At 64.3% G+C, this 13,345-nt stretch carries 10 protein-coding genes; 4 read left to right on the forward strand and 6 right to left on the reverse strand.

The genetic code is table 11. From position 1 onward, the window contains the following. Window positions 1–794: 794 nt before the first annotated feature. From FM101_RS01545 to FM101_RS01560, 4 genes are all read left to right on the forward strand, one after another. Window positions 795–2,108, forward strand: coding sequence for a YifB family Mg chelatase-like AAA ATPase (locus FM101_RS01545; protein ID WP_086994473.1), 1,314 nt, complete (start codon window positions 795–797; stop codon window positions 2,106–2,108). Next, complete coding sequence (dprA, locus tag FM101_RS01550) at window positions 2,105–3,334, forward strand: DNA-processing protein DprA (RefSeq protein WP_086994476.1); 1,230 nt, start codon at window positions 2,105–2,107, stop codon at window positions 3,332–3,334. Before FM101_RS01545 ends, dprA begins: the two co-directional genes overlap by 4 nt. Window positions 3,335–3,421: 87 nt before the next feature. Next, window positions 3,422–4,426 carry a tyrosine recombinase XerC gene (locus FM101_RS01555; protein WP_086994479.1) on the forward strand — a complete coding sequence of 335 codons (1,005 nt, stop codon included), beginning with the start codon at window positions 3,422–3,424 and terminating at the stop codon, window positions 4,424–4,426. Between the two features lie 151 nt (window positions 4,427–4,577). Further along, window positions 4,578–5,081 (forward strand): DUF3145 domain-containing protein, encoded by a 504-nt coding sequence (locus tag FM101_RS01560; protein WP_086994482.1) that lies wholly within the window; start codon window positions 4,578–4,580, stop codon window positions 5,079–5,081. 191 nt (window positions 5,082–5,272) lie between these two features. On the opposite strand, the gene fabF is transcribed toward FM101_RS01560, so the two are convergent. The 6 genes from fabF to aceE form a co-directional block, all read right to left on the reverse strand. Beyond that, window positions 5,273–6,511: a beta-ketoacyl-ACP synthase II gene (gene fabF / locus FM101_RS01565; RefSeq protein WP_086994500.1), complete on the reverse strand. Its 1,239-nt coding sequence runs from the start codon at window positions 6,509–6,511 to the stop codon at window positions 5,273–5,275. Window positions 6,512–6,671: 160 nt separating this feature from the next. Then, window positions 6,672–6,917, reverse strand: coding sequence for an acyl carrier protein (locus FM101_RS01570; RefSeq protein WP_086994485.1), 246 nt, complete (start codon window positions 6,915–6,917; stop codon window positions 6,672–6,674). A gap of 87 nt (window positions 6,918–7,004) precedes the next feature. Then, window positions 7,005–8,012: a beta-ketoacyl-ACP synthase III gene (locus tag FM101_RS01575; protein ID WP_241895371.1), complete on the reverse strand. Its 1,008-nt coding sequence runs from the start codon at window positions 8,010–8,012 to the stop codon at window positions 7,005–7,007. 49 nt (window positions 8,013–8,061) lie between these two features. Beyond that, window positions 8,062–9,018 (reverse strand): ACP S-malonyltransferase, encoded by a 957-nt coding sequence (locus tag FM101_RS01580; protein ID WP_086994491.1) that lies wholly within the window; start codon window positions 9,016–9,018, stop codon window positions 8,062–8,064. A gap of 77 nt (window positions 9,019–9,095) precedes the next feature. Next, a complete protein-coding gene (locus FM101_RS01585) occupies window positions 9,096–10,307 on the reverse strand; it encodes a PucR family transcriptional regulator (RefSeq protein ID WP_086994493.1) in 1,212 nt (403 codons plus the stop codon). A 158-nt stretch (window positions 10,308–10,465) separates the two neighbouring features. Beyond that, window positions 10,466–13,207 (reverse strand): pyruvate dehydrogenase (acetyl-transferring), homodimeric type, encoded by a 2,742-nt coding sequence (gene aceE, locus FM101_RS01590; protein ID WP_086994496.1) that lies wholly within the window; start codon window positions 13,205–13,207, stop codon window positions 10,466–10,468. Window positions 13,208–13,345: the final 138 nt, after the last annotated feature.

Here is a 13,345-nt window from a genome sequence, read left to right on the forward strand (position 1 = left end):
AGGTCTTCCCTATTTCAACTACCCCGGAGCGTTACCAACGTCCGTGGTCAATACACCTAGGCGGCGAGGATGGCCTTTACTGGCACCAAATTGTGCAGTGCAGAAGGCGCGAGGATCAGTCTTAGCTCAGCCCGTTGGGCTTCAGTCAGTGGGGGTGCGGACTCAACGACCTCTGAGGCTGCGCGCAGTGCCGATGGGGACAGGAGTGGCTCGTTATGCACGGTTCCCACCACCAGAGGTGGGGACAGCGGCATGGATTCGCGCTACTTGTTCCGGCGTCAGTAAGACTTTGATCTGTCTCAGGGCATCGATTGCGCGGAGGGTTACGAACTCAGCCAAGAGTGCAGGTAAGTGAGCGTGTGGTCGCCCATTTCGGGCGGCCTTTTTTGCGTTTGCGTACGCCGAGCTTGCTGATTTTGTGGCAGGCGAGAGAAAACCCATTGTGCTACCCCTAAATAGGTATAACAAGCGGTTTTTTACACGGCGATATCTGATCGACCGAAAGGGAGAGGCCTCGTCTCAGAAGCAACTCTATTGCCGGTTCCTGACGGGACTCGGTCGAATCGTGCCTAGTCAGCATTCGGTTAGACAAGGGGTGCTATCTTGATCACTGCTTGCATGTCAGGTCCCGGGTGGGAATTAGCTACCTAGCCATTTCCGGAAACTTTTTCAAAGCAAATGGCCCGACCCCTTGACAAGGTGCGGGCGCCCAAGGAGATCGACGACCTGGAACTCTTCCTCGGACGCTACTTGGGCCCACGGTAAAAACGTCATTCGCGTTTAGTGACCTCGCGATCGTCGTCGCGGCACTTGCCGCTGCGGGGGAGATCGAGAATCCTCCCGACGTCGTCTACGTGGCCGAACTCGGCCTGGACGGAACCTTGCGCCCCGTCGCCGGAGTCCTCCCCTCGGTGATGGCAGCAGTGAGGGCAGGAAGGCCACGAGTGGTGGTGGCCGAAGCCAACGCGGCCGAGGCACGCCTCGTCCCCGGGGCCCATATCAGCGCCTACCGTCACCTGGGCGAAGTTCTCTCGGACTATGGCTGCCTCGATACCGTGGTCCCGCCTAGGGTCCAGGCGCAGGTACGGACACCTACCGCAGCGCCGGGCACCACCGCCGAACTGCCCGGCGCGGCCACCGAACGCGCCGACCTCTGCGATGTGCTCGGCCAGCCGTTGGCACGCTTCGCTCTGGAGGTTGCCGCGGCCGGTGGACACCACTTATTGCTGGTGGGTCCTCCCGGTGCGGGCAAGACGATGCTTGCCGAACGGCTACCCGGCCTACTGCCCGATCTGGATCCCGTCGAGGGGATGGAGGCCACAGCCATCCATTCGCTGCATCGCGGGACGGCAGGCATGGATCAGCTGCTGCTGAGGCCGCCGTATGAAAGTCCGCATCACAGTGCGAGCATGGTCGCCCTCATGGGTGGAGGGGGAGGACTTCCTCGACCGGGGGCCGCCTCGCGTGCCCACCGCGGGGTCCTGTTCTTGGACGAAGCACCGGAATTCAGTTCCAAATCTCTGGACAGTCTGCGCCAACCGCTGGAATCTGGGCAGATCACGTTGCACCGTGCCGGAGGCATCGCCACCTACCCGGCCAGGTTCCAGCTGGTGCTCGCAGCGAACCCCTGCCCCTGCGGACAGAACACGGGCAAAGCCCTGGACTGCCGGTGTACACCGATGCAACGCCGCCGCTACTTTGACCGGCTCTCGGGGCCCCTGCTGGACCGTATCGATGTGCAGATCGAAGTTCCTCGAGTGAACTCGGTGCATTTGGGGACGGGACGCGGTGAGGAAACCTCCGCCACCGTCGCCGGCCGGGTGGCCGCTGCACGACAGGCTCAACGCCGCCGTCTGAAGGCGCTGGGGCTGCGCCGCAACGCCGACCTTTCGGGAACCATCCTGCGCCACGAACTAGCCCTGCCCGGGCACGTCACCGCCACTGCGGATCGGCAGGTCGAGCGAGGATTGCTCACGGCCAGGGGATACCACCGGGTGCTTCGCCTGGCCTGGACCATCAGTGATCTGGGAGGACAGGAATGCCCGCGGCAAGGCGATATCGAAGTGGCCTTGCAACTACGCCACCACGCACGAGGAGGAAGACCATGAGCGTCGAAGCAGAAATACTCGTCGCGCGCGCCGGACTGTCTCGACTGATGGAACCCAACGACCTGACCGGGACCGCCCTCGTGGCTGTTAGCGGTCCGGTGGAGGCCTATCGGTTGATCAGTACGACCACCGGCAAAGCACCAGCCGCCGTACAACAGGCAGTGGCCGAACTCCTGGGTGGCGAAGCAGGAACCCGGGGTGCCCACCGCCTCGACGCGGGACTCGAGCGATGGAGGCCGCGCGTTGACGCCTCGGGGGCGGCACTGGATCTGGAAACCATCCGGCGCTTCGGCGGCGGCCTGCTCGTCCCCGAAGATCCCGCCTGGCCGGCGCAAGTTGACGACCTCGGCCTCGGCGCCCCGCTATGTCTCTGGTGGCGGGGGACAGTTCCTCCCCAGCAGCTGCCAGTCAAGGACGCCCTGATGGCCGTGGTGGGAAGCCGGGATGCCACTGACTACGGCCGACAAGTGGGCAGCCAGATCGTCTCCGAACTCTGTGCCCGGGGAATCACGATCGTCTCCGGTGGTGCCTACGGTATCGACGCACGCGCCCACGAGGCAGCACTTCACGCGGCATCTGGCCATGAGTGCCTGGCAACGGCGGCCGTCATGGCCGGGGGGTTGGACCGTTTCTACCCGGCAGGAAATGATGAACTCCTACGCCGGGTCGAAGCCAACGGGATGCTCTTCGCCGAGGTTCCCCCGGGGACGGCACCGACTCGTTGGAGGTTCCTGCAACGCAACAGGTTGCTCGCCGCGTTGTGTGGGGCGACGCTGGTTGTCGAAGCACGCTGGCGCTCGGGAGCCTTGACCACTGCCCGGCGCGCCAGTGAACTGGGGCGCGATGTCGGGGCGGTACCCGGATCGGTGTTCTCGGCCAATTCAGCAGGTTGTCATCGACTCCTGCGGGAAGGATCGGCGATCCCCATTACCGATGCTGCCGAAGCCTTCGAGATGCTTGGCACCATGGCCCAGTCCGTCACGAGCGGGGACTCAGTCCGTGACAGAGGAGTTCAAGCGGAGGAAACCAGACCCCATGACGGGCTCGATATCCAAGATCTACTGCTCATGGATGCCCTCCCCATCCGCCAGCCGGCCACCCCGGATAAGCTGTCCACGGTTTCCGGGCTGGGTATCGGAGCAGTCCTCGGTGGGCTCAGCCGGTTACAGGCCCGAGGCCTTGCTGAATCCAGTGCCGACGGCTGGCGACGCCGCCATGGGGGCTGAACCAGTCCTATCCAAACGACGGGGTGTCCTGCCAAGAGTGCGGCGTGGCAGCACCGGTTACCGTACAAACCAATCCAAACTGAGAATATGAGTAGTGAGCCGCATTCCGTGGACCCGGCAGCAGCAGGGTCGGCCGCCGGGGCTCGAGACGCGAGCGGTCTTCCGGTCGAGTACGAAGTGGCACTGGATGGCTTCGAGCGGTATCTGGCATTGGAACGTTCCCGGAGCGAGCACACCCGCAGGGCCTACCTGAGCGATGTGACCTCACTGCTCGAATTCGCTGCTACCGAGCACGGCATCAAGGCCTTGGCTGAAATCGACCTGGCCGTTCTTCGCCTTTGGCTGGGCGAGCAACAGGCCCGCGGCAAGGCCCCGGCAACTCTGGCAAGACATGCGGCATCGCTGCGCACATTCATGGCATGGGCCCTGCGTGAAGAAATCATTCCGGCTGACCCCTCGCTCCGGCTGAGATCACCCAAGAACGCCAAACGGCTCCCACATGTCCTGCAGGATTCCCAGATGCACCGGCTCCTCGACGACGAACCGCAGGCTGAGTCCGGGGCCGCGCCAACGCCACGGCAACGGGCGGTGTCCGACCGTGACCGGGCCATCCTCGAGCTGCTCTACGCCACAGGAATCCGCGTGGGGGAGCTGACCGGCCTGGATGTCGACGACATCGATCATGATCGGCGAACCCTGCGCGTCCTGGGCAAAGGAGATAAAGAGCGTACCGTCCCCTTCGGGCAGCCCGCACACCAAGCACTGAGCGATTGGATCAGCCGCGGCCGGACCCATCTGGCCATCAACGGTTCGGGTCCCGCTTTGTTCCTGGGGGAGCGAGGTGCGCGCATGGGCGCACGACAGGTGCGTTCGATGGTCCAACGGGCCTTGGAGGGGCTGGGCGATACCGCAGCACGGGGACCACACGCCCTGCGCCACACCGCGGCCACCCATCTGCTTGATGGTGGAGCCGATCTTCGGACCGTCCAGGAATTGCTTGGTCATAGCTCACTGGCCACCACCCAGCTCTACACCCACGTATCTGTGGACCGTTTACGCAATAGCTATCAGCAGGCGCATCCACGCGCCTGACGCCTCGTGCCGCGATAAAAAACCCGGGACGGCCCGTCACGGTGGAGATTCGCACCGGAATCGGGCACAATGAAATCAGGCAGCATGTGCTGGCCTCCAAAAGTGACTGTGGTCGTTGGGGAAGACGTACCAACAGGAACTGGAGGATGGCATGTCTGTACCCATGACCCGGGGCGTACTTTTTGTACACTCAGCCCCGACAGCGTTGTGCCCACATATCGAGTGGGCCATCGGGTCCGTCGTCGATGAACGCACGGACCTCAACTGGACGCCGCAATCCGCCGCGCCCGGAATGTACCGCACGGAAATCCATTGGGCAGGACCCCAAGGTACCGGTGCGCAACTGGCCTCCGCCCTCCGCGGCTGGGCCCACCTGCGCTATGAGGTCACCGAGGAACCCAGTCGTGGCGTTGACGGAAGCCGCTGGTCACACACTCCCGAACTCGGCATCTTCCATGCCGCCACCGACTCCGCAGGCAACATCATGGTCGGCGAGGACCGGATCCGCTTCGCCTATGAACAAGGCGCCGGCGATCCCGCGGCCGTCTACCAAGAACTCTCCCTTGCCCTCGGTGAAGCGTGGGACGAAGAACTCGATCCCTTCCGCCATGCCGCCGAAGGCGCGCCGGTCCGCTGGCTCCACCAGGTCGGCTAACTCCACACACCCTCTCTGGATGCCATCGCTCTCCAGATCGTCCTGCCGACCAGTTCCCGGCACGCAACGATCAGGAGAGCAGTCGAATAGTCGTGTTGTCCTACAGATGACTCTTCGTCTCCGAAGGTCTTGAGATTAAACGACAAGGCCCGCACCGTTGGGTGCGGGCCTTGTCTGCGAGCGGGGCGTGACTAGACGCTGCGGATCGCCACCACGGCGTTGTGACCGCCGAAGCCGAAGGAGTTATTCAGTGCCACGATCTGCCCGGAAGGCAGTTCGCGGGGGCTTCCGGTGACGACATCCAGCGGGATCTCCGGATCCTGGTTCTCCAAGTTAATGGTCACCGGGGCCTTGCGTTCCTGCACGGCCAGGACGGTCAGCACGGATTCAACGGCACCCGAGGCGCCCAGGAGGTGACCCATCTGCGACTTCGTGGCCGAAACGCAGACCTCATCGAGCCGGTTGCCCAACGCGGCGCGCAACGCCGTGTATTCGGGCTTATCGCCCACCGGCGTGGAGGTCGCATGCGCGTTGACGTGCACGACGTCCTCGGGCTGAATGAGACCGTCAAACATGGCTGCCTTCAACGCCCGGGTGGCACCCAGACCCTCGGGGTCTGGGGCGGTGATGTGGTAGGCATCTGCGGTAACCGAGGTACCAGCCAACTCAGCATAAATATGAGCCCCACGGGCCAGTGCATGCTCTTCTGCCTCGAGGACCAGGGCGCCAGCGCCCTCGCCCATCACAAAGCCGTCGCGGTCAATGTCATAGGGGCGCGAGGCATGTTCGGGATCGTCATTGCGCTTAGACAGCGCCTGCATGGCTGAGAAGGAGGCCATCGGCATGGGGTGGATAGCCGCTTCGGCACCACCACACATCACGACATCCGCCTTGCCGGAACGGATCAGCTCGAGCCCCATATGCATGGCCTCGGTTCCCGAGGCGCACGCGGACACGGGGGTGTGGGCGCCGGCCCGCGCCCCGAGATCTAGACTCACGGCAGCTGCCGGCCCATTGGGCATCAGCATGGGAACGGTCATCGGCAGCACACGGCGAGGACCCTTCTCCTTCAGCGTGTCCCATGCATCAAGCAGCGTCCATACGCCGCCAATGCCGGTGGCGAAGGTGACAGCGAAGCGGTCGTGGTCGACATCCTCGATCCCTGAGTCCTTCCAGGCTTCCCGTGCGGCCACGACGCCGAACTGGGTGGAGGGGTCCATGCGTTTGAGCTCGACCCGAGAAAGGACTTCCGCAGCCGGAGTAGAGGCCTTCGCGGCGAAGTGGACCGGCAGGGAATACTTCTCGACCCAATCGGCGGTCAAAGTGTGGGCGCCGGAAACACCCTTGAGGGCGTTGGCCCAGAGGGTGGGGACGTCCCCACCGATCGGCGTTGTCGCGCCGAGGCCGGTGATTACTACTTTGCGAGCCATCAACATACTCTCTGTGCTGTATTGCTGGGTGCGTAGAGCAGGTTGCTCTGCGCTTGAGGTTTAGGTGGGGTGGTCCGCCACGTTCGGCGGACCACCCAGAAGACCTGGGCTTCCCGGTTCAGGCTGCCCTAGCGGGGCCCACGGGAAGAACCGGAATCGATCAGGCCTGGGCGTTCGCGATGAAGTTCACGGCGTCGCCGACGGTCTTGAGGTTCTTGACTTCCTCGTCCGGGATCTTCACATCGAACTTCTCTTCGGCATTGACGACGATGGTCATCATGGAGATGGAGTCGATGTCGAGGTCGTCCGTGAACGACTTGTCCAACTGGACTGCGTCGGTGGCCAAGCCGGTTTCTTCGTTGACGATCTCGGCGAGGCCGGCCAGGATTTCTTCGTTGCTAGCCATGAGGCTCCCTTTCTTTGGTGCCGGGACTCTCCCGACGATTTTTCCCGCCCTGCGGACGGTGAACTTTAGTGATGTCCGGTCAACAGCCTAGGGCAGGACGATGACCTGCGCGCCGAAGACGAGGCCCGCGCCGAACCCGATTTGTAGGGCCAGGGTTCCCGAGAGCTCGGGACGTTCCTGCAGCATGCGGTGCATGGCCAGCGGAATCGAGGCGGCGGACGTGTTGCCGGTATCGGCAATATCGCGGGCGACGGCAACGGTTTCGGGCAGTTTGAGCTGCTTGACCATTTCGTCGATGATGCGCATATTCGCCTGGTGCGGCAGGAATACGGAGAGATCATCGGCGGTGATGCCGGCAGCATCCAGGGCGCGCTTGGCTTCCTTCGCCATGCCCCAGACGGCCCAGCGGAAAACGGTCTGGCCGTCCTGGCGCAGGGTGGGCCACAGCTTGGCCTCGGTGCCGGCGACCATGGCGTCACCTGCGGGGTCTTCTTCGGCCTGTACGGCGACATCGCGCAGATCCAGCATTGAATGGGTCATCCCGATGGCATCCCATTTCCCGCCATCCGAACCCCATACCGAGGGGCCGATACCCGGTGTGTCTGAAGGCCCCACGATGACCGCGCCGGCACCGTCGCCGAGCAGGAAGGAGATGGTGCGTTCGTGGTTGTCGATGATGTCCGAGAGCTTCTCGGCTCCGACGACCAGAACATACTCGGCGGCACCGGACTTCACCAGCGCATCGGCCTGGGCGACGCCGTAGCAGTAGCCGGCGCAGGCCGCCGAGATATCGAAGGCCGGGGCCGGGGTGGCTTCCAGCCGGTGGGCCAGTGCCGAGGCCGCAGAGGGGGTGGCATAGGGGGAGGTCACCGTGGAAATGATGACGGCACCGAGCTGGGATCCTTCGATGCCAGCGTTTTCCAGTGCCTGGCGGGAAGCGGTCTCGGCCAGGTCGACCAAGGAGGTCTCGGCGTCGGCCCGGCGTCGGGTGACGATGCCCGTCCGCTTCTGGATCCACTCATCGGAGGAGTCGATCCACTGGCAGACGTCTTCGTTGGTGACGATGACGTCTCCGCGTGCGGCACCCACACCCATGATGCGGGTGTACTCCCGCGGGCTGTTCTGGGAAAGTACTGCGCTCACGTTAGTTCCTGTCCTCTGCGGTGGCCGTCTGGCCATGTTCGTTGATAAATTCGCGGGCCGCCTCGAGATCCTCGGGGGACTTCAGCGCCATCGTTGGCAGCCCCTTCAGCCCGCGGCGGGCCAACCCCACCAGGGTTCCTGCCGGCGGCAGTTCCAGGATGCCGGTGACACCTTCAGCGGCCATCGTCTCCATGCACAGGTCCCAGCGGACCGGACGGGAGACCTGCGCCACCAAGCTGGAGAGGTTGGCTGCGCCGTCGCTGACTGCCCCGCCGTCGTAGTTGCTCAGCAGCGTTACTGCTGGATCTGCAGGGTGCAGCGAGGGGAGCAGGTCCTGGAGCGTGCCGACTGCGGGGGCCATGTGTTTGGTGTGGAAGGCCCCTGCCACCTTCAGCGGCATCACGCGGGCCTTGGCGGGGGGCGAGGCGACCAGGGCGTCGATCTGCTCCCAGGTCCCTGCTGCGACGGTCTGTCCTCCGCCATTGGCGTTGGCTGCGGTCAGTCCAAAGGCTGCCAGCGTCGCGGCAACCTCCTCGGGGTCCCCGCCGAGGACAGCTGCCATGCCGGTGGGGGTGACGGCTGCGGCCTCGGCCATGGCATTGGCACGTTCTCGCACGAAGACCATCGCGTCGGCCTCGGGAAGGGCGTTGGCTAAGGCGGCAGCGGTGATCTCACCAACGGAGTGCCCCGCCAGGACGGTCGAGGCGGGAAGCTGGCTCAGGCCAGCCTCACCGAGCAGGGCGCGGGCGGCGATCAGGCCGGCGGCAACGATGAGCGGTTGGGCGACTGCCGTGTCCTTGATGGTCGCCTCATCGGAAACGGTTCCGTGGACCACCAGATCTCGGCCGGTCAGCTCGGAGAGTCGGGCGAGGTGGTCGGCGACGCCGGGCACCTCCAACCAGGGTTCGAGGAATCCGGGGGTCTGGGAGCCCTGTCCTGGGCACACGATTGCTAGCACTGTTCCAGCTTTCCAAAGATCGGGGACATGACGGGTGTCTTGCGGCACGAAGCTGCGCGAGGGGCTTTAGAGGAATCCTACAACGACTCGGTCGCCTCCAGTCGTCCCACGACGAGTGCCGTCTGCAGGACGAAGGCCTCCCGGGGGACCAACGGGTCCCATCCGGTGACGTCACAGACCCGTTTGAGCCGGTACCTCACGGTGTTGGCATGGACGAAGAGTTCGCGGGCCGTTCCCTCCAATGAATGGCCCAGGGCCAAATAGCTGGATAGCGTCTCCACGAGGCCATTTCCTGCGCGAACCAAGGGTTTGTGGATCTCGTTGATCAGGGCGGTGCGGGCTGCGGCGTCGCCGTTCATGACGCGTTCGGGCCACAGGTCATCGGCCGCGACCGGGCGCGGGGCCAGCGGCCAGGCGCCGGCTGCGGCAATCCCCTCGAAGGCGGCATGGGCGCTCGCTGCAGCATCGCGTAGGCTCGCAGCTTCAGGGCCGGAGACGATGGGTCCGGGGCCGAAGTACTCGGCCAGCCGGGAGAATGTGGTTTCCAGCTCCCGGACCCCGCCGAGCATGAGGATCAGCCGGTCACCCTGGATCCCCACGAGGCAGTCCTTGGCCACCCGCTGCCCGGCGCGGCGCAGGTCACCGACGAAGGTGGCGCCGGCATCCTCGGGGGAACTGCCGACAATGACGTGGATCCCCGACTGCGAGGTCCACCCGACGGCGGCAATACGTGAGCGCAGGGCGTCGGGGCTTTCGCCTCGCAGCACGGCGTCCACGACGAGGGCTTCGAGCCGGCTATCCCACGCCCCGCGGGATTCGGCGGCCCTGGCGTAGACGTCAGCGGCGGCGAAGGCGACTTCCCGGGAATAGCGCAGAACTGCCTCGCGTAGTTGTACCTGCTCGGAATCGGGGGCCAGCTCGGGGACCTGGTTCTCCACGACCTCGACGATGGTGCGGATGAGCTGCAACGCCTTCTGCAAGGAGATCGAGCGAGTGAGCTCGGTGGGTGCGGTGCCGAAGACATCGGTGAGGACCCATTGTGGGGAACTAGGGCGTTCGTACCAGGAGACGAAGGAGGCGATACCCTTCTGGGCGACCAGGCCCAGTGCCGCGCGTTCCTGGGGTCGCAGCCCCCGATACCAGGGAAGTGACTGGTCCAGATGCTTCAGGGCGACCGTGGAAAGGATACCCAGATGGGACTTCAAGCGTTTCAGCGTCTCCGGGCTGGCCTTGGGCTGACGCACGGGGCGGATGCGCGGGGATCCGGTGCCCGGACGTTCGTCTGTCATGCGTCCACCCTACGCACTGGTGGCCCGTGGCTCCATTTTGGAGGAACACTACAAAAGAAGAAGTCCCCCGGTCACCTGCCAGAGCAGGTGACCGGGGGACTTTCACCGCCCGGACGTGTCGACGGCGTTTCTTTCGCCGTCGACACCAAGGGTCGGGGTTAGGAATCGCCCCCGGCGGTGCCGGACGTGCCGGCGTTCACGTTGTCGATCTGGTACTTCTTGAACGCCTGGGCTGCACTGTCCTTGGCGACCTCGCCCCGGCGTTCGAGCATTTCCAGGGTTCGCACGACCATCGAGTGGGCGTCGATCTTGAAGAAGCGACGGGCAGCGGCACGGGTGTCGGAGAAACCGAAGCCATCGGCACCCAGGGTCGCGAACTCGTTGGGGACGAACTGACGGATCTGGTCCGGCACGGCCTTCATGAAGTCGGTGACCGCGACGATCGGACCGGTAGCCCCCGCCAGCTTCTGCGTCACATAGGGCACGCGGGGTTCGCTACCCGGGTTCATGAACGCTTCTTCCTCGGCATCCAGCCCGTCGCGGCGCAGCTCGTTCCAGCTGGTCACCGACCAGACATCTGCCGAGACGCCCCATTCCTCGGCGAGGATCTGCTGGGCTTCCAGGGCCCACGGTACCGAAACGCCGGAGGCCAGTAGCTGGGCTCGCGGCCCGTCGACCGTGGCCGGGGAGAGGAGGTAGATGCCCTTGAGCAGTCCCTCGACGTCCAAGCCCTCGGGCTCTGCAGGCTGGAGCATCGGCTCGTTGTACAAGGTGATGTAGTACATGACGTTGGGGTCTTCATGCTCGCCCCCGTACATCCGGGCCAGACCAGCCTTGACGATGTGCCCGATCTCGTAGCCGTAGGCCGGATCGTAGGAGACCACTGCCGGGTTGGTTGCGGCCAGGATCGGGGAATGCCCGTCCGCGTGCTGCAGGCCTTCACCGGTCAACGTGGTCCGTCCGGCGGTAGCGCCCAAGACGAAGCCACGCGTCATCTGGTCGCCGGCGGCCCAGAAGAAGTCGCCGGAACGCTGGAACCCGAACATCGAGTAGAAGATGTAGATCGGGATCAACGGTTCGCCGTGGGTGGCGTAGGAGGTTCCCGCCGCCGTGAGGGCAGCTACCGAACCTGACTCGTTGATACCGGTATGCAGGATCTGACCCTGAGGGGATTCCTTATAGGCCAAGATCAAGTCGCGGTCCACCGACAGGTAGTTCTGGCCCTTCGGGTTGTAGATCTTCTTCGTGGGGAAGAGCGAATCCATGCCGAAGGTACGTGCCTCGTCGGGGATGATCGGGACCACGCGTTCCCCGAAGTCCTTATCCCGCATGAGGTCCTTGAGGAGACGCACGAAGGCCATCGTGGTGGCCGCCTGCTGCTTGCCCGAGCCCTTCTTGGCGACCGCGTAGGCCTTGTCCTCGGGCAGGTGCAGAGGCGTGTGCTTGGTCCGACGTTCGGGGACCGAACCGCCCAAAGCCGCACGACGTTCCATCATGTACTTGATTTCGGGGGCATCCATCCCCGGGTGGTAGTACGGCGGGGCGTACGGGTCGGCTTCGAGCTGCTCATCGGTGATCGGGATCCGCAGGTGATCGCGGAACCCCTTCAGATCATCAAGGGTCAGCTTCTTCATCTGGTGGGTCGCGTTGCGCGCCTCGAAGCTGTTGCCCAGTCCGTAGCCCTTGACCGTCTTGGTCAGGATGACCGTGGGCTTGCCCTTGAACTCTGTGGCTGCCTTATACGCGGCATACATCTTGTTGTAGTCGTGGCCGCCACGCTTCAGATTCCAGATTTGGGCGTCGGTCAGATCGGCAACCAGTTCCTTGGTCTGCGGAGACTTGCCGAAGAAGTGTTCGCGGATGAATCCGCCCGATTCGGCCTTATAGGTCTGGTAGTCGCCATCGGGCGTCTGGTTCATGATGTCCACCAGCGAGCCGGTGTCGTCCTTGTCCAGCAGATCGTCCCATTCGCGGCCCCACACGACCTTGATGACGTTCCAGCCGGCACCGCGGAAGAAGGCTTCGAGCTCCTGCATGATCTTCCCGTTGCCTCGCACCGGGCCATCAAGGCGCTGCAGGTTGCAGTTGATCACGAAGTTGAGGTTGTCCAGCTGTTCGTTGGCTGCCAACTGGAGGAAGCCGCGTGATTCCGGCTCGTCCATCTCGCCGTCGCCCAGGAAGGCCCAGACGTTCTGGTCGGAGGTGTCCTTGATGCCACGGTTATGCAGGTAGCGGTTCAGCTGGGCCTGATAGATGGCGTTGGACGGGCCGATCCCCATGGAGACCGTGGGAAATTCCCAGAAGTCGGGCATGGAATGGGGGTGTGGGTAGGAAGGCAGCGCATGGCCCTCCTTGGACTTTTCCTGGCGGAAGCCGTCGAGGTCCTCCTCGGTCAGCCGTCCTTCCAGGAAGGCGCGGGCATACATCCCGGGGGAGGCATGGCCCTGGAAGAAGACCTGGTCGCCGCCGCCGGGGTGGTCCTTGCCGCGGAAGAAGTGGTTGAAGCCCACTTCGTAGAGCGTGGCCGCACCGGCGTAGGTGGAGATATGCCCGCCGACCCCGATATCGGGGTGCTGGCCGCGGTGGACCATGATGGCGGCATTCCAACGCATCCAGGCGCGGTAACGACGTTCGGTCTCTTCGTGTCCGGGGAACTCGGGTTCCTGGTCCACGGGGATGGTATTGACATAGTCGGTGGTGGTCACCATGGGGACACCGACGCTCTGGGCACCCGCGCGCTGCAGGAGAGAGCGGACGATGAACTGGGCCCGTTCGGTGCCCTGGGCCTCGACCAGACCGTCGAAGGATTCAATCCATTCGGCGGTTTCCTCCGGATCGCGGTCCGGCAGCTGGCTGGTCAAGCCACTGCGAATGTGGGAAATGTGTTCCTCTTCAGCCACGTCCAACTTCTCCTCGGTACGGGTTACAGCGTGGGGAATGCGACGTTCCCGTTGTTGGAGCGGGGCGCGTCGCGGCGGCTAGGTGTATTGACCACTGAGGTTGGGTACGCGGGCAGCGGGTGGAAGTCCTCGTAGTGA

This window comes from Arthrobacter rhombi, assembly GCF_900163545.1.
Lineage (GTDB): Bacteria > Actinomycetota > Actinomycetes > Actinomycetales > Micrococcaceae > Arthrobacter_H > Arthrobacter_H rhombi_A.